The sequence below is a fragment of the Pontibacillus halophilus JSM 076056 = DSM 19796 genome, from assembly GCF_000425205.1.
In the GTDB taxonomy this organism is placed as follows: domain Bacteria; phylum Bacillota; class Bacilli; order Bacillales; family BH030062; genus Pontibacillus_A; species Pontibacillus_A halophilus.
The window spans coordinates 1-17,855 of record NZ_KE384328.1; the positions used below are offsets into that span (position 1 = coordinate 1).

The following is a 17,855-nucleotide window of genomic DNA, read 5'->3' on the forward strand; positions in this document are numbered from 1 at the left end:
CCTGTTTGTCCGTCGGCGATGACAACCTGGTATTTCCCTGCCTTTGTGTCGCCCTTATATTCATCGATCGCAATCACAGACGGGAGTGATTCCACCTTCTTGAGCTTTGGAGCTGCCAATTCATCGAATCGACGCATGACGGTCGTGGCTGAAGTACGGAATAAAGCTGCGGTGTCCTTGAAGTTCTTGCCTTGGATGACACGAAGGCCTAGAGCTTGATTCCATTCCTTCGAGTGACGCTGATATCGCTCAACGAGCGTATTGTCCTCGAAGAAACGCTTCCCACAAGGGCAGGCGTAACGGCGCTTTCGATAGAAGAGATACGTCGTTCTCTCGAAGAGTTTGAGGTGTTGGATTTTTTGAGTCCTATAATCATGAATCCGTTGCGTCCACTTACCGCAGGCCCGACACCGGTGGTTCTTCCTGGGAATCTCCACATGAAGATAAAAATCTCCACCAATTTCTTCACTTTTCTTGATAATTACACTTTGTAGTCCTGGTACTGGGATGTTAGAATACATGTACACGCAACTCCTTTACTGATTTGTTTCCGTCAATTCAAGTTTAGTAAAGATTGGAGCTTGCGTGTTTTTTTATGCCAAATTTTCTATTTACCCCAACAAATATTTTAGAGCCAAAAGAAAAAGATGGGAAACCCCATCTTTTTCTAGTCATTGTCTTGTTTTTTATTGTTGTTCTCATCACCTTGGCCAGATCTTGAATTTCCTTCATTCCCTGAGCTATTGTTACCGGAATTATTGTTGTTAGATCCGTTTCCTGAATTAGATCCATTATTGCCATCGTTACCGTTCTCATTCCCGTTGTTGTCTTCATTCGGTTCTTCAGGCGGCTCTTCGTCTTCAGGTGGTTCTTCGTCTTCAGGTGGCTCTTCTTCCTCAGGAGGATCCTCGGGTGGTTCTTCAGTGTTGTCGTTGATCGGATTGTCTCCTTCGTTATCCTCTTTATTCTTAGGCTCTTCAGGCGTTGGCTTCGTGACGTTGCCAAGGCTTGCTTGGTTAGAAGCAGAGGATTCATTACCGTAGTAGTCAACAGCGCGAACCATATAAACTCCTGAACCTGCAGATACATTCAACGAATTACCTGTTGTACTGCCGGCTAGGGAGAAGTTGCCGCCAGTGAATTCTGAACGGTAGATTCGATACCCAACAACATCGGCACTTCCTGAACTTCCCCAGCTGATTGCATTTCCGTTCACACTAACGCCCGTAGGTGGAGCGGGTGCTCCGTTATCAGCAGGTACGTCACTTGTTGAAGGAATGAGCACGTTACTCCATTTCTCGTTATTCGGAATTAAATATTGGAGGTCGCTATTAGAATAATTGTTTTCTTTCAAGAAATCAGGATTCAAATAGATTCCGCCATTTGTAAACTCAGTAGGAGTACGTTCACCTGCAATGTAGGATTTTCCATTGATGGTGACAGAATTCGTTTGAAGTAGACTATTATCTTGTTTCGTTGGAACATGATTTACATTATAGATATCACTCTTAACAAGACCGAAATCCCCACAAAGTTGTGAAGGAAGATCTCCTGATACCGCACAATAAGAACGTGAGACAATTCCACTTGGTTGAGTAAAGGAAGCAGATGGCTCAACGAGTTCTTGATTAACATCTCCAGCTGCATTCACAAGACGTGACCAGAATTCTACGTTTCTAGCGCTGTATCCGTTTGTCAACGATGCTTCTGTGTCATAGCCCATCCAAGATCCAATCGTCACGTTTGGGTTCGTTGCAACGAACCATGTGTCTCGGTAATTCTGAGAAGTACCTGTTTTACCTGCCCAATCAACGCCCTGATTTTCTAGATAAGTGGAAGCTCCACGGGCTGTCCCGTAATCAAGAACATCGCGCATCATATCAATGGTTAAGTAAGAAGTCTGCGGGCTAAAGACGTCGTTCGTCTTCTCCTTATGCTCGTAAACTACTTCTCCTTCTTTCGTTTCAATCTTCTCAATCATATAACTTTCGACATATTTCCCCATGTTTCCAAAAGTGGCATAGGAATTTACGTTCTGTTCAACAGAAACTTCCTTCGATCCAAGTGCAAGTGAAGGGAGTTGATCGGTTTCGAGCTCGATTCCCATCTTCTCGTAGTATGAACCTGGATTCTGGTTCATAATGTCCATATAGGTTTTGACCGCTGGTACGTTATAAGAGTACGCAAGCGCATTACGAGCGGATGTGAAACCGTGAAATCTTCCGCCGTAGTTGCTTAAACCGCCGTCGCCGTACTCGGGGACAGGGATATCGGCAATTACAGAACCAGGTTGCACAGCTCCGAGTTCAATACCCGGTGCATAAACGAGTGTTGGTTTTGCTGTAGAGCCTGCCGAACGGAAAGCTTGTGTTGCATGGTTTAGTTGCTGTCGGTTGAAATCTCTTCCGCCAGTGAAACTAATGATTTTACCTGTGCGATTCTCAATCATCATACTTCCTGCTTCAACTGGTTGTGGCTCATCATAGGCTTCACCAGTTGTTGGGTTAATGGTGTTAGCAGGTCCGTAATTGTTGTAATTAGCTACGACTTCTTGATGCTTTTCATAGATTTCTTTATTAATAGTAGAGTGGATGATGTACCCATCATTCCGTAAACTATGTTCAGCCAAGTCCCTGTATTGAGCATATAAATCATCATTCTCATTTAAGTCTTTCTCGGAATAACCGTCTTCATTAGCAAGTTGACTCGCTATAATGTCTTTTGACCGCTCTTGTAATTCTTGAGTAAGGAACGGATATTTCTCAATAGACGAAGGCTGAGCGTTTGTAAAGTCAGCTACAAGGTCATAACTTAACGCGTCTTTATATTCTTGCTTTGAAATTGTTTCTGCTTCTAGCATTCGTTCAAGGACAAGTTCCATTTTGGAAAGCCCTGGCTCAAGCTGCTCCTCTGACTTCAGTTCTCCTGAATTAGTAAAGGGGGTGTAAACAGATGGAGCTTGTGGAAGCCCTGCTATAAATGCAGATTGAGGGAGGTTTAACTCTTTGGCGGTTACACCGAAGATTCCCTGTGCTGCCGTTTCCACGCCGGCTATATTACGTCCAGACGCATTACGCCCAAATGGAACGACGTTTAAGTAGGCCTCAAGAATCTCGTCCTTCTGGAAGAAGTTCTCAAGACGAAGAGCAAGAAGAATTTCCTTCGCCTTACGTTCAAATGATACTTCATTGGTCAGTATCTGATTCTTAATAAGCTGTTGGGTAAGAGTACTTCCGCCAGACTGACTAGAAGAGTTGCTTACCTCTTGAAAGATTGCGCGCAGTATTGCTTTTGGTACAACGCCATTATGTGTATCGAAATACTCGTCTTCTGTTGAAATCACTGCGTCTTTCGCATAAGTAGAAATGTCGTCTAACGTGACGCCTTCCCGATATAAATCAGAACGAACTTTCCCAAGAAATTGTTCGCCCGCGAAATATAATTCCGATGTTTCTTCATAATTGTAGATGTCCTGCTCCATACTAGCATGTGAACGGATTGGTTCATCCTTAACTAACGAAGCAAAATAACCGGCACCAAGTCCGACTGCGAAAAAGGCGCCTACGACACCAATTATGAGGAAGAATAGAATAAAGTTCCAAACTACATCATACGTGATCCGAGAAACCTTTTGTATTTTCCCGGATTTCCACCACCTTACAAATGGTGAGGAATCGGATTCATTTGTTCGGTTATTTTTCATCAATCGCCCTCCTAATTATAACAACCAACATTATACCATATCCCACCATGGTTAGACATGGTTCTCGATGCGGTCTCCTATTGCTTTTTGAAGCGTTGTATGCTAATAATGAGTGCAGAGTATATATACGGAATCGCTATGATGGGTTGCAGTAAATCCTAGAATTCTGCTTTCAGAGAGCTGACGGTTGGTGAGAGTCAGTACAGACCTAGAGATTGAATTACGTCCTTGAGCTTCTTCTGTGAAAGCAGAAGACGGTGTAACGCCGTTATCTTAACTGAGTTGGCAACTATGTTGCAACAAGGGTGGTACCGCGAGAAGACCTCGTCCCTTTACTGGGATGGGGTCTTTTTTGTGTATCTTATGACTGATAGCTCTTGTGCCGTTCGTACACATTCGATTGACGATTCCTATTTGAATAAGGAGTGTTATCATGCATATTATTGAAGATTTAAAAGCGCGTGGCTTGCTAAACCAGGCTACAGACGAAGAAGGTTTAAAGAAGCATTTATCTGAAGATCAGGTGACATTATACTGTGGATTTGACCCAACAGGGGATAGTCTACACATTGGACACTTGTTGCCAGCTCTAATGCTTAAGAGATTCCAACTAGCGGGTCACCGTCCTATTGCGTTGGTTGGGGGCGGAACTGGTATGATTGGAGACCCAAGTGGTCGTTCTACTGAGCGTCAGTTAAATGACGAAGGAACGGTACGCTATTACAGTGAACGTCTTAAAGGGCAGCTTGCAAAGATTCTAAACTTTGACCAAGGCGATAACGCTGCGATGGCTCGTAATAACCTAGACTGGTTAGGAGAAATTTCAACAATTGAATTTCTACGTGACTACGGGAAACATTTCGGCATTAATTACATGCTTGCGAAAGATTCTGTGGAGTCCCGAATTGAAAACGGAATCTCCTTTACCGAATTCACATACATGATTCTTCAATCCGTTGACTTTAAGAAGTTGTACGAAAATGACAACTGTACACTTCAAATCGGTGGGAGCGATCAGTGGGGGAACATCACTGCAGGTCTTGAGCTTATTCGCCGTACATCAGCAGAAGGTGAACAGGCGAAAGCATACGGCCTAACTGTACCATTAATTACGAAATCAGATGGTACGAAATTTGGTAAAACGGCAGGAGGAGCAGTATGGTTAGACCCTGAGAAAACAACTCCATACGAGTTCTACCAGTTCTGGATTAATACAGATGACCGTGACGTTGTGAACTTCTTGCATTACTTCACGTTCCTTGACCTAAATGAAATTGAGGAACTTCAAAAAGAAGTTCAGACTCAGCCTGAGAAGCGCGTTGCTCAGCGTCGACTGGCTGAAGAAATGACTAAGCTTGTCCATGATGAGGCTGCTTTAGAGCAAGCACAGAAAATTACCGAGGCTCTGTTCAAAGGAGAGCTTAAAGAACTAACGGGTGCTGAAATTGAACAAGGTTTCAAAGATGTTCCGACACATGTGCTAGAGGACGCTGAAAAGGGTCTTATTGATTTGCTTGTGGAAGCGGGAATATCATCTTCCAAACGTCAAGCGCGGGAAGACATTCAAAATGGAGCCATTTATATTAATGGAGAACGTGAACAGGAATTGACGTATTCCGTATCAGCAGAAGATCGGATTGACGACAAATTCATCATTATTCGTAGAGGGAAAAAGAAATACACGCTTATTCGCTACGAAGGATAAAGAGGAAACACGCTGCGGGAATCCGGGGCGTGTTTTTTGTTATAAGCATAGAGTGAGGACTATAGGGCAAAAAAAGAACCCAACCTCTTGGAGGTTGGGTTCTTTGAAGCTATTAACGAGAGTAGTACTCAACGATAAGCGCTTCGTTGATTTCAGAAGGCATTTCAGAACGCTCAGGAAGGCGAACATACGTGCTTTCTAGTTTATCTGCATCAAAGTTAAGGTATTCTGGTACGAATGTGTTCGCTTCAATCGCATCCTTGATGATGTCAAGGTTTTGAGATTTCTCGCGAAGACCAATTACTTGGTTTGGTTTCACGTTGTAAGATGGGATGTCTACGCGACCGCCATCTACAGTAACGTGACCGTGGTTAACAAGCTGACGAGCTTGCGCACGAGTACGTGCGAAACCAGAACGGTAAACAAGGTTGTCAAGACGAGATTCTAGTAGAGTTAAGAAGTTCTCACCATGAACACCTTTCATGTTACCTGCAATTTCAAATGTGTTACGGAATTGACGTTCGTTAATTCCAAACATGAAACGAAGCTTTTGCTTCTCTTGAAGTTGCATACCGAACTCAGAAAGCTTCTTACGTTGGTTAGGACCGTGTTGTCCTGGCGCGTAAGGGCGCTTTTCTAGTTCTTTTCCTGTACCTGTAAGCGAAATACCTAAACGACGAGATTTTTTCCAAGTTGAACCTGTAAAACGAGCCACTTGTCATCTCTCCTTATATATAAATTTCGCATAAAATAAAAACAGAGTGATCCGTGTTCGCACTGCACATTTTGTTTTCATGCATCTTCGCCCCAGCAGCAGAGGGTTACGGGATACACCTCATTAAGAGGAACAAAATGCAACAATGGGGGAAGCACCTAAGCTGCCTTTTATTTTACACAAAGAATAGTATAACCCCTGCCAGTTTCAAAGTCAACATTTCAACTTTAATTCCTATTGAGAGAACGTCTTTCTTCCTATGATACAATACGTACAGAATTTTGTTAGGAGGTCAATCTATGTCGGGCAATCGTAAGGCGTATGGTCAACCATTGAGACTGATCCTTCTTCTAGTTTGCGTGACTCTGGTGATTGGGGCGTTCTACATTCAGTACAATTGGATGAACAATAGCACGGAGACTAAGAAGCGAGAGCAAGCTCCTTTATTAGAGCATTGGTTGGAAGAAGGAGAATTAAAAGTTTTAATGACTCAATTGAAGGATAATGAAGTGTATCTTGTAGAATATACTATTAATCCATCGACTTACCAATTTATGGCGGACAATCATCGGAAGTTGGAGTTCGCTGTACAGGAAATTGAAGTACATGACGGCGAGGTATACATAAAGCGGAATGATCAATGGCTGATGCTAAGTAAAGATTTACGTACTATAGAAGAAACTCAGCGCGAAATGGCTAAAAAAGACCAGAGAGTTGCAGGGTTTAGTGTAGAAGTAATAGGGAAAAAGGAGTATCATACTCGATTTATGATGAACGATAAACTGGTATGGGAGGACGTGTTTGAGCAGCGACCTGCTCAAATTGTTCCGGTTATTCAAAAGCCAGGTACATATATGGTCCTGTATGAGAACTTTAAATTTGAAATCCTACAAACATAAAAATGGATTTTATATAGGAAAATATGACTATTAGAGATATAATGGAATTAGATTAACAGTAGTACAGAATGAAAATAGGATGGAACAGGTGATGAACGCATGATTTCTAATCGTTTCAAAAGTTCATTTCTGGAGCAGGAATTGAAAGAGCGGTTATTCGATTTAATGACCTTTCAGAAACACCATTCTTTCGAAAGTTTCTTGGTGGAAATGTGCAAAGAACTTCGAGACTTTATACAAGCAGATTATGTAGGCGTTTATCGTAGCAATGGCGAGGGAAGTGGTGCGTATTTCGCAGCTTCTGAAGACCCTTCCGCTTCATTGCTATTAGAAGAACACTACTTTGAAGCATTGAATCTTGCTTGTAACGTAGGTGGGCAACTTATTTATAATGGGAGCACCATGCATAAACAGGAGACGTACGCCTATGACTATGTTATTCCTTTGGAAGTAGACGGAAATCCTATTGCTTATTTAAACATCGCGTTTCATCACTATGAGTCGGCGAATCTACAGCCAGATGTGGTTCAGAGTTTAGTTTCACAAGTCGCTAGATTTATGACTAAGATGGAAAGCTTCTTCCTAACGCAAGAAGAAGAGGAAAAGTATGAGTTGTTGTATAAAGTAACGACCAAATTCCATTCTTCCATGAATGTGAACGATGTGTTGCGTGACATCATCGACACGCTCAAGAAAACAAATCCAAAGTTTCATTACTATTTGTTGCTTTCTCATGACTATTCTCATCAACCAGGCTTACCCGTTAAAGACTTAATCTATGAATATGATGGGACGAGCCGTGCAAGCGCTCAAGCCTATTTAATGGGAGAGATCCAGTTTGAAGATTTAGTGGAAGAACGGAAGTCCTGCCTTTATGCTCCGTTGAAAGGGAAGCAAGGGGTGTATGGAGTGCTCCAAATCGTAGCTCCATCCCTTCTGATATTTCCGAAGAAAGATGTAGAATTCATTCGAGTTCTTGCAAATACGGCTGGGATTGCCCTTGAGAATGCTCGTCTTTATCAACAATCTCGTAAATATATTAATGATTTGCAGTTTATTAATGAAACTTCCCATAAATTGAATGCGAACCTCCGTCTCTCAGACACCGTTTCCTTTATGAGGAAACAGTTCATTGACTTCTTTGAGGCTGAAGAGGTAGGATTTATCATTTGCAAAGAAGCTGCAGCGGAAGAGTATGACGTCCTAAAGGGGAGTACGTCCTTCTTTCTACATGAGGGAAGTGACGCATTTATAAGAAGAGTACGCCAAATGTTAAGGGAACAGCAAGACTACTTGTTTGTTGCGGATGCTTCCGCAGATGAGATTGGGCTACAGCATCCTTTCCAATCTTTAATTGCCATCCCAATGGAGCAACAGGGCGTGATCCATGGCATGATTGTAGTTGCGCATCGAGACCCATACTTTTTCTCCTTCGATACGTTTAAGCTTATTCACTCTCTCATTCACCATTCGACGTTAGCGTTCTCTAATTCAATTCTTCGTGAAGAGTTAGAGCGCTTCGTTCAAACGGATTATTTAACGAAGCTCTATTCGAGAAAATACATGGACGAGTATGTCCAAGAGCGAATGGAATGTGGAGATGAAGGGGCGTTCTTGATTATTGATATCGATAATTTCAAGCATATTAATGACACATACGGTCATCCGACCGGTGATGAAGTCATTATTCAAGTCAGTAATCTTATGAAAGAAAAAGTAGGGGATAAAGGGATTACCGCCCGCTGGGGTGGAGAGGAATTAGCCATTTATCTTCCTCACTATTCACTAGAAGAAGCGCTTCTGCTAGGGGAAGAATTGGTGTATGCAGTGCCTGACAGCACAGATCCTACTGTGACAATCTCTTGTGGAATCGCTCACTGGTCAAATACAGAAGAAGCAACGATTAAAGACTTTTTCATGAGAGCAGACCAGGCGCTATATCGAGCTAAACAACAAGGTAAGAATTGCATCGTAAAAGAAAAATAAGCCCGGAAGCCCGGGCTTATTTTTTATACATATTGAATTAAAATGTCACAAAATTGTTTTAGATATTTTTCATCTACTTCACTGAAGCGTCCTTTAACTGGTGCGTCAATGTCTAGTACACCAAAGATTTCTCCATCTTTGTAAAGTGGTACAACAATTTCAGATTGGCTTGCTGCATCGCATGCGATGTGGCCAGGGAATTGGTGAACGTCTTCTACACGCTGGACAGTTCCGTCAGCGATGGCGGTTCCACATACTCCTTTACCGTAAGGAATACGCACGCAAGCTGGCTTCCCTTGGAATGGCCCAAGAATAAGTTGTTCTTCTTTATAAAGATAGAACCCAACCCAATTTACTTCTTTTAGGAATTCATTTAATAGGGATGATGCGTTAGCTAAATTTGCTGTTGAATCGTTCTCGTCTTCAATTAGTGCCTGCAACTGCTTAAGAAGAAGTTCATAATCTTTCTCGCTATTGCCGCTGTAGTTTTCGACTTCAAACATCAGGAATGCCTCCAATATTACAAGTTTAGTAGAAATGCGTTGTTCCGTTCCTTATAAGGGTCGCAATTTGACGAAGGATTCGTAAAGGAATCCGTATAATAGGGTCGAATCTACCCTTATAAGGAGGTTGGTTTGATTGAAGAAAGAAACATCAAAAGAAAAAGTGAAGCGTGCAGCGTCCCTTCTGTTCTTTACAAAAGGTTATGCAGGTACTTCCATTCGTGACATTGCCTCTAAAGCCAACGTGAATGTTTCCTTGATTAGTTATCATTTCAAAAACAAACAAGGATTGCTTGAATATCTTATGATCCAATACTTTGAACCTTACTTAGAAATGCTTGTGACCATTATGGATTCTGAACAGGAAAATGATCCAAAGAAACGGTTTAAGCATTTGATTGAAGCCATTATACAGTATAAACAAGAGCATCATCAATTTACTTGTTTCGTTCACCGAGAACTAACCCTTGATAATATGTTTGTACGCGAGATGATGGTGACGTATTTAGCCAAGGAGAAATTCTACTTGTCGAAAGCGTTTAAAGAAGCGATTCATCCGACCACATTGAAAGCCTCTGAGAAGAATTATCTCTTTCTCCAACTAAAAGGCATGCTGACCATACCCTATTTAATGCCGCACGATATGATGGAGGAAGTGTCTTGGAACCAATCGCATGAGTACTTTGTTCGTAATTACGTAGCAACTATTCTCAGTTGGATGGAACACGTTTACTTGAAGGGGACCAGAACCCCTAAGGAAGGCGTTATTTAAGGAATGTATGGATGTCATCATAGTGCGCGCCTACGTCTTTAGCAACGTGAGCGTCAGAACCGTACACGAACGGGATGCCTCTTTGATAGGCTTTCTGTAATAAGGACTGGTTTGGATACGTCTCATGACATTTCAGTTTCCGAAGTCCAGCTGTGTTTAAATCAAGCGTATATCCTTTGTTTTCTACCGCATCTAGAACGGTCTCGAATAGCGCTTCTGCTTCTTTAGGAGCGGGGAAAGCCTCCTGAAACTTTCGAGCAAGCGTCATGTGCCCGATTCGTGTTGGCTTGTGAGGGCCTAATTCAGCTTGAATGGAAGCGATAAGGTCGTTTGTATAACTCTCATACAATGCGTGTATGCTTCCTTTTAGGTGTATGAGCTGTTGAAAGCTTTCCTCACTATAATCCAAGCAAATGTAAGAATCATCAGCTTTCAAGAAGTGAAGAGACAAGATGCTATCATCAAGGTTGCTTCCGTAGCGATCTAGGAAATCCTTCGTTTCTTGTTCGTAGCCTCGAATAAAGTCTACTTCTAATCCTGTGTAGATGGCTAAGTCCGATGCATAGGATTTTTTTAATGTGTTCAATTCATGGAAATAGGACTCTAGCTTGTCTAGGTCCATGCTACTGTCCTTCTGAGGTACAGGGTCTTTAAATCCTTCAGGTAATGGAGCGTGTTCAGTAAAGGTAATGCAGTCAAACCCCTTCTTAATCGCTTCTTCCACGTACGCTTCAAGAGGGTCTTGACTGCCGTGAGGACAGTAAGGTGTATGAATGTGAGCGTCACGTTTCAACAAGGTTCACCTCTCAATAGAAAAAAATGTAATTTGCTTAATAATTTTGAAAAAATTTAGCCAAAATGTTTGTATACATGGTATCATAAAATCGATATACCTACATAAAAATGTTACCTTTATATAGATGTGCGCGTGATAGTTAGGAGGCTACATATGGAATACATCATAGGGGTCATCGTCATCGTGATTGTTGGCATGATTGTTGGATTTATAATGAGGAAACGAATTTATGACGAAGTAGACAGACTAGAAAATTGGAAACTATCCATCATGAATCGAGAGGTAGCAGAAGAACTAGCTAAAGTGAAAAGCTTAAACCTCTCTGGTCAGACACAAGAACGATTTGAAGCTTGGCGAGATGAGTGGGACCGTATCCTTTCCAAGCAACTCCCTGAACTTGAGGAGATTCTCTATGATGCGGAGGAGAAAGCTGATAAATACCGTTTTCAATCGGCCAAGAAAGTACTGGGTCAACTAGAGCAACATCTTCTAGAGATTGATCAATCCATCGACAATATGTTTCAAGAGCTTGAAACTCTATTAAGCTCTGAACGAGACGGTCGTGAAGAAATGGAAGAGATTCTTCCTCAAATCAAGAAGCTTCGTAAGCAGCTGCTTCAGCATCGCCATCATTACGGCAAGTCTGAAGCGCACTTCGAACAGCAATTGAATGAGATTGCTGAAGAAACAAATGCATTTCACGAACATATTGAAAACGGAAACTATTTAGAAGCTCACGAGCTTGTTCAGCAATTAAAAGAACAACTTGACGCAATCTCCGTACAAATTGAAGAGTTTCCGAAGCTATTTCGTGCAGTGAAGCAGGAGTACCCTTCTCAGCTTGATGAGCTGTTAGCGGGTGTGAAGGAAATGACGGAAGATGATTACCGCATTGAACAATTCCAATATGAGCAAGAGATTACAGAATACAAAGAGTTGCTCCAGAAAGATTTACAGAAGCTCGAACAAGTTGAACTGAAAGAGGTTCGAGAACATTTGGAAGAGCTTGACCAACGCATTCAAGACATCTACGCACAACTTGAGCGTGAAGCGTTAGCGAGAAGTTATATTGAGAAACAACAGCCTATTTTAATGGATAAGATGGAAGAAACAATTGAAAGTGCCCAAGGGACAAAGAAAGAAGTCAACATTCTTCAAACAACCTATTATTTAAAGGAGAAGGATATTGAAACGTTCTTGGGGATGGAACAATGGCTGAAGAAGCTACTTATGCAATTTGAAGACATTCAGAATCAAATTGATGGAAGTGAAGAATTGTATTCCTCCATTCGAGAACAAATGGAGGAGTGGGAGACTCAATTTGATAAGCTGGTCCGTCAGCATAATGACTATAAAGAATTTCTCCATACCCTTCGTAAAGACGAATGGGAAGCGAAAGAGAAAATAGATGAAATGAAGCAAGATTTGGTGCTCATTCATCGAAAGCTAAAGAAAAGCAACATTCCAGGAGTTCCAATTTATTTACAAGAAGTTCTACAGCATGCTTCAAATTCGCTTGAACAAGTTGCTACTTCCTTAGATTCTGAACCATTTAATCTAAGTGAGATGCAAGAGGAGTTGAATCAAGCTGTTCAGTCCGTTGATCGAGCGAAAGAACAGACGAATTTGGTGTTAGACCAAGCTGATTTCGCAGAGACACTTATTCAATATGCAAACCGCTATCGGAGTAAAAATCCTAGCCTTGCTAAAGCTTTACATGATTCCGAACAAGCTTTCCGTCAGTACGATTACGACCGTGCAGTACAACAGGCGAGTGATGCTCTAGAAAGAGTAGAGCCTGGAGCGGTCAAGCGTTTGGAAGAATTAGAGGAAGTTTCCATTGTTTAACAAGGTAAAACGCCCTCAAAGCTTGGTGGTAGGAATGAGTATTGCTGCTCTCCTTGTTTGGCTTACGGTGATTTATGTAGGGTTCCTCCACCAGCCAGACAAGTATGGAGAGTCTCATGAAGGAGCGACGGAGCGCGCTGCTGTAACGAAATTCAGTTTGGCAACAGGCGTGGGTGAGTCCCCCTTGATTTCTTCTGGTATGAGTAGTAAGGTGAATCACTCTCAACAAGTGTTCCATTCTACATGGATTCAATCCCATAGCGAGAACGGTGTTGTTTCCATTGATTCAGTGCTTAGTCATATAAATGATAGAAATGAATGAGAAACCTTTGCGCATCAGAGCGCAAGGGTTTTTTCTGTTTTTTGGTTGACGACTAAATAGGGGAGAAGTATCATTATATAATTGGTTATGAATCTGCAAAAAAGGAGACCCAGTCCATGATTTATTTTGACAATAGCGCAACGACAAGACCGTTTCCTGAAGTGTTGAAAAGCTTTCACCAAGTTTCCGAACGGTATTATGGAAATCCTTCTTCGATTCACGGGTTCGGTACGGAGTCGGAGCGCTTGCTCCAGCAGTCTAAAAAGCAAGCCGCTCAGTTACTTCAAGTAAAGAGTGACGAAGTCGTGTTCACCTCTGGAGGGACGGAGGGGAACAATATGGCGATTAAAGGTGTTGCCCTTCAGCATCAAAATCGAGGAAAGCACATTATCACAACCCAGATTGAGCATCCTTCTGTTATAGAGGCTTGTAAGGCTTTAGAGGACTTGGGATTTGAAGTAACTTATCTTCCTGTAAATGAAGATGGAATTGTGTCAGTACAAGACGTACAAGAATCCATCCGCGAAGATACGATCTTGATTAGTGTGATGCATGTGAACAATGAGCTTGGCTCCATACAACCCATTCAAGAAATTGGAGAGGTTGCAAGAAAGTATCCTAAACTTTATTTTCATGTAGATCACGTTCAGGGACTAGGCAAAGTACCTCTTAATATAGATGAGTGCGGCATTGATTTATGTACGTTATCCAGTCATAAAATTCATGGCCTAAAAGGTACAGGTATTTTGTTTATTAAAGAGAAAACGCCTATCTTCCCGCTGTTTCACGGGGGGACACAAGAGTCTCAATATCGAGCTGGAACAGAAAATCTGGCCGGGATTGTAGCAATGGTTAAGGCGCTTCGACTCACATTTCAGAATCAAGATAAAGCTATTTCTCATCTTGAACGACTAAACAAGCGACTTCGCAAAGGGTTAGAGCAACTCAACCAAGTTCATTTAAACTCACCTGTGCATGGTGCGCCGCACATTCTCAACTTCTCTGTCCCAGGATATAAACCAGAAGTCATGATCCATGCGTTAGGGGAAAAGGGGATTTATGTATCAACGAAGTCTGCTTGTTCATCCAAGCATTCGGATGTCAGTTCCATCCTTCAAGCTTGTGGACATCCTTTAAAACGTTCTTCCTCCGCGCTACGCATTAGTCTGTCTGCTGAGAACACAGAGAACGAAGTGGATATATTTATAGAAGAATTTGAACGCGTCTTATCGGAATTAAGTAAAGTAATGGGGTAGATTACATGGAATTTAATCATATACTCGTCCGCTACGGGGAATTAGCGCTAAAAGGAAAAAATAAAAAACAATTTGTCGACCGTCTTCATGAAAATGTTCGCCGCAAGCTCGTCCATTTTCCAAATACGAAGATTGTCCGCAATCACGACCGTATGTATATTGAATTGAACGGAGAAGACCCAGATGCAGTGCTTGATAAATGTAAAGAAGTATTTGGAATCCAATCCTTTAGTTTGGCGATGAAAGTTGACAGTGAAGAGCAAGCTATTAAAGATGCTGCCGTAAAGGTTATAGCGTCTGAACCATCAGTTAAAACGTTTAAAGTAACGACAAAGCGCGTTAAGAAGAATTTCCCAATTGGTTCACAAGATTTCAACCGTGAATTAGGTGGGTATATCCTAAGAAATGTAGAAGGATTGAATGTCGATGTACACAATCCGGATATGGACTTGCACATTGAAATCCGCGGAGAGGGAACTTACATCACCTCTAAGAAGATTAAAGGAGCTGGTGGTCTCCCAGTCGGCACAACTGGAAAGAGCCTGTTGCTTCTTTCAGGAGGGATTGATAGTCCGGTTGCTGGACATCTAGCCATGAAACGAGGAGTTGAGGTCGAAGCTATCCACTTCCACTCTCCTCCTTATACGAGTGACCGCGCTAAAGAGAAGGTACTAAACCTTGCAAAGCAGCTCACAAAGTACGGGGCTAAAGTGAAAGTTCATATTGTCCCATTTACTAAACTACAGCAAACGATGTACCGAGAAATTCCGGATGGCTATGGAATGACTGCTATGCGTCGAATGATGCTTCGAATCAGTGAGCGTGTAGCGGAGAAAGAAGGAATCTTATCTCTGACAACAGGAGAGAGTCTTGGGCAGGTAGCGAGTCAGACAATGGAGAGTATGAGTGCCATCAACGAAGTGACGAATTATCCAATCATTCGTCCTCTAATTGCAATGGATAAACTCGAAATTATCGACATTTCCAAGGAAATAGGAACGTATGAAACGTCGATTGAGCCATTCGAGGATTGCTGTACAGTCTTTGTACCAAATCAGCCCAAGACCAAACCAGACCGAGAGAAAATCAAACAATATGAAGCGAGCGTGGATTATTCTGCAGAAATTGAAGAAACTATTGCAGGGATTACGACGGTCACTTTCAAAGAAGAAGATTTGTATCAAAGTGAATTTGACGACTTGCTCTAAGTAGTTGTTATCTTCCTATATTGCCATAATTTAATAAGAATCACATCCTCCTTGTAGCGCATGATAGTAGTACAAGGAGGTGACATAAACATGGCTTACAATAACTCCAACGAGCTTGTCGTTCCTGGTGTACAACAAGCTTTAGATCAAATGAAATACGAGATCGCTCAAGAGTTCGGCGTTCAACTTGGACCAGACTCTACAGCTCGCCAAAACGGCTCTGTAGGTGGCGAAATCACGAAACGTCTTGTCCAAATGGCTGAGCAACAGTACAGCGGTCAAGGTCAATACTAATCGAATACGATGGATAAAGAAGGGTAGTGGAGACACTGCCCTTTTCTATTGGGCTCGGATATGGTATTGTGTTTGACAAACATAGGGGGAGAGATAGTATGGGAGAACTTTGGTACGGTGGAACGATTTACACAATGAGCCGTGAAGGCGAAACGGTTGAGTCCGTCTATGTAAAGGATGGGAGGATTGAAGCGGTTGGGGAGTTGGCTAGGTTAGAACAAGCCTACAAGTCTGACATACACACCTATCACAACTTGAACGGAAGTGTGATGTACCCGGGCTTTGTTGATAGTCATCTACACCTTATTGGTCATGGGGAACGACTACGTAGACTAGATTTAACGTATATGACTTCAGCTGAGGAAGTTCTAGATGCGGTTGCAACCCAGGCACAAACGCTAAAAGAAGGCGATTGGGTAATTGGCGAAGGGTGGAATGAGAATGCTTGGTCGCATCCACGTATTATACATAAACGAGAATTAGATGAAGTAGTGCCAAACCATCCGGTTGTCCTTAAGCGAGTATGTCGCCATGCGATTGTTTCGAATTCAGAAGCCTTAAGACGTGCGCGTATAACGAGAGAGATAGATGAACCACAAGGTGGTAAGATTGAACGAGACGAGGGGGGAGAGCCTTCGGGATACTTGCATGATGCCGCTCAAGAGCTTGTGTTTCAAGCAATGCCAGAAGTGAATCAGGCCTATTTACAAGAGTGTATCCAAGTAGCGGTTCAGAATCTACATAGAAGAGGACTAGTTGGAGGACACACGGAAGATTTACACTATTACGGAGGTTTCCAGAAGACGAGGCACGCTTATCTCGCTGAGATTCATGAAAGAAACAAGTTTAAAGCCCATTTGCTTGTGCATCATGAGGAACTTGAAGAGATGACACGCGCTCAGTTGGGGTTTAAAGAGGGGACTCAGTATGTGGAGATGGGGGCAGTCAAACTGTTCAGTGATGGTGCATTAGGTGGGCGAACGGCTTGGCTATCTGAAGACTATGCAGACCACCCAGGGAACAAGGGTGTAGCCATTCATTCAATAGAAGAGTTAGAACGTATTGTGAAGAAAGCCCGGACACGCTCGTTGCCAGTCGCAGTGCATGCCATTGGAGATGCGGCTGTGGACGCTGTGATGACAATTCTTGAGCGAGAGCCACTTCAGGTAAGGGATAGGAGAGATCGAATCATTCATGCCCAAGTCATGAGGCCTGAATTGTATAAGCGTATGAAGGAGCTTGAGGTGGCTGTAGATATACAACCAACGTTTGTTTCCTCTGACTACCCTTGGGTACTAGGGAGGCTTGGGAAAGAGCGTGGAGAGAAGAGTTACCCATGGAAGACGATGCTAGATTACGGAATTAAATGTGCAGGCGGTTCAGATGCCCCAATTGAAGAGGTAGACCCACTCTTAGGAATCCAAGCAGCAGTTCTTCGACGATCTACAAAAGATGGGAAAGTTTACGGGATGGAAGAGCGGCTAACCGCATTTGAGGCTGTATCCCTTTACACAACTGGAAGTGCGTACATTATTAACGAAGAACATCAACGAGGAAAGATTGCTAAGTCCTATGAAGCTGATTTCACCGTATTAGACCGCGATTTGTTTGCCATCCCCCCTGAGACGATTAAAGATGCTCGGGTGAGAAAGACGGTGGTGAACGGGGATATTGTATACGATGCTTTCTCTCAATAAATTAAGAAAGAGAAGGTTCATTTCCTTCATTGAACAAATAAGAGGAGCCTCTAGTTTATAGTGATTCTTCAAGCTGTCGAGAAAGTCTCGGCAGCTTTATTTATTTTTCTGATTTTTTAATAGCACCGTGTTGATTTGTTAAGATAGTTAC

General features: G+C 42.4%; 15 protein-coding genes and 1 other annotated feature. Of the genes, 10 read left to right on the forward strand and 5 right to left on the reverse strand.

What is annotated here, in order from left to right:
• The coding region (locus H513_RS0117640; RefSeq protein WP_161625321.1) for a transposase family protein at positions 1 to 527 on the reverse strand (527 nt) is incomplete at its 3' end.
• 140 nt (positions 528 to 667) lie between these two features.
• Entirely contained in the window at positions 668 to 3,703 is a 3,036-nt protein-coding gene (locus tag H513_RS20660; protein WP_051240140.1) for a transglycosylase domain-containing protein, read from the reverse strand.
• A 129-nt stretch (positions 3,704 to 3,832) separates the two neighbouring features.
• Positions 3,833 to 4,038, forward strand: a binding site (T-box leader).
• Positions 4,039 to 4,136: 98 nt separating this feature from the next.
• On the opposite strand from H513_RS20660, the gene tyrS reads away from it, so the two are divergent.
• Positions 4,137 to 5,408: a tyrosine--tRNA ligase gene (gene tyrS, locus H513_RS0117650; RefSeq protein WP_026801901.1), complete on the forward strand. Its 1,272-nt coding sequence runs from the start codon at positions 4,137 to 4,139 to the stop codon at positions 5,406 to 5,408.
• A gap of 112 nt (positions 5,409 to 5,520) precedes the next feature.
• Here the strand turns inward: tyrS and rpsD are convergent, their stop codons facing one another.
• Positions 5,521 to 6,123 carry a 30S ribosomal protein S4 gene (gene rpsD / locus H513_RS0117655; RefSeq protein WP_026801902.1) on the reverse strand — a complete coding sequence of 201 codons (603 nt, stop codon included), beginning with the start codon at positions 6,121 to 6,123 and terminating at the stop codon, positions 5,521 to 5,523.
• Positions 6,124 to 6,422: 299 nt separating this feature from the next.
• On the opposite strand from rpsD, the gene H513_RS0117660 reads away from it, so the two are divergent.
• Positions 6,423 to 7,022, forward strand: coding sequence for a hypothetical protein (locus H513_RS0117660; RefSeq protein ID WP_026801903.1), 600 nt, complete (start codon positions 6,423 to 6,425; stop codon positions 7,020 to 7,022).
• Between the two features lie 99 nt (positions 7,023 to 7,121).
• A complete protein-coding gene (locus H513_RS0117665) occupies positions 7,122 to 9,008 on the forward strand; it encodes a sensor domain-containing diguanylate cyclase (RefSeq protein WP_231572058.1) in 1,887 nt (628 codons plus the stop codon).
• 23 nt (positions 9,009 to 9,031) lie between these two features.
• Here H513_RS0117665 and H513_RS0117670 read toward each other — a convergent pair whose 3' ends face one another.
• Complete coding sequence (locus H513_RS0117670; RefSeq protein WP_026801905.1) at positions 9,032 to 9,511, reverse strand: GAF domain-containing protein; 480 nt, start codon at positions 9,509 to 9,511, stop codon at positions 9,032 to 9,034.
• Positions 9,512 to 9,647: 136 nt separating this feature from the next.
• On the opposite strand from H513_RS0117670, the gene refZ reads away from it, so the two are divergent.
• The gene (gene refZ / locus H513_RS0117675) at positions 9,648 to 10,283 is read left to right on the forward strand and encodes a forespore capture DNA-binding protein RefZ (RefSeq protein WP_026801906.1); all 636 of its coding nucleotides are present in this window, start codon (positions 9,648 to 9,650) and stop codon (positions 10,281 to 10,283) included.
• On the opposite strand, the gene hisJ is transcribed toward refZ, so the two are convergent.
• Positions 10,276 to 11,079, reverse strand: coding sequence for a histidinol-phosphatase HisJ (gene hisJ / locus H513_RS0117680; RefSeq protein WP_026801907.1), 804 nt, complete (start codon positions 11,077 to 11,079; stop codon positions 10,276 to 10,278). The two genes, refZ and hisJ, sit on opposite strands and share 8 nt — an antisense overlap.
• Positions 11,080 to 11,232: 153 nt before the next feature.
• Between hisJ and ezrA the strand changes: the two genes are divergently transcribed.
• The 6 genes from ezrA to H513_RS0117710 all read left to right on the forward strand — a co-directional run bounded on the left by ezrA (position 11,233) and on the right by H513_RS0117710 (position 17,704).
• Positions 11,233 to 12,927, forward strand: a complete 1,695-nt coding sequence (gene ezrA, locus H513_RS0117685) for a septation ring formation regulator EzrA (protein ID WP_026801908.1) — start codon at positions 11,233 to 11,235, stop codon at positions 12,925 to 12,927.
• Positions 12,920 to 13,249: a hypothetical protein gene (locus H513_RS0117690; protein ID WP_026801909.1), complete on the forward strand. Its 330-nt coding sequence runs from the start codon at positions 12,920 to 12,922 to the stop codon at positions 13,247 to 13,249. The genes ezrA and H513_RS0117690 overlap by 8 nt, the downstream gene beginning before the upstream one ends.
• A gap of 116 nt (positions 13,250 to 13,365) precedes the next feature.
• Positions 13,366 to 14,505 carry a cysteine desulfurase family protein gene (locus H513_RS0117695; RefSeq protein ID WP_026801910.1) on the forward strand — a complete coding sequence of 380 codons (1,140 nt, stop codon included), beginning with the start codon at positions 13,366 to 13,368 and terminating at the stop codon, positions 14,503 to 14,505.
• 5 nt (positions 14,506 to 14,510) lie between these two features.
• Positions 14,511 to 15,713, forward strand: coding sequence for a tRNA uracil 4-sulfurtransferase ThiI (gene thiI / locus H513_RS0117700; protein ID WP_026801911.1), 1,203 nt, complete (start codon positions 14,511 to 14,513; stop codon positions 15,711 to 15,713).
• Positions 15,714 to 15,803: 90 nt separating this feature from the next.
• A complete protein-coding gene (locus tag H513_RS0117705; protein ID WP_026801912.1) occupies positions 15,804 to 16,007 on the forward strand; it encodes an alpha/beta-type small acid-soluble spore protein in 204 nt (67 codons plus the stop codon).
• Positions 16,008 to 16,105: 98 nt separating this feature from the next.
• Positions 16,106 to 17,704 carry an amidohydrolase gene (locus H513_RS0117710; protein WP_026801913.1) on the forward strand — a complete coding sequence of 533 codons (1,599 nt, stop codon included), beginning with the start codon at positions 16,106 to 16,108 and terminating at the stop codon, positions 17,702 to 17,704.
• Positions 17,705 to 17,855 lie beyond the last annotated feature (151 nt).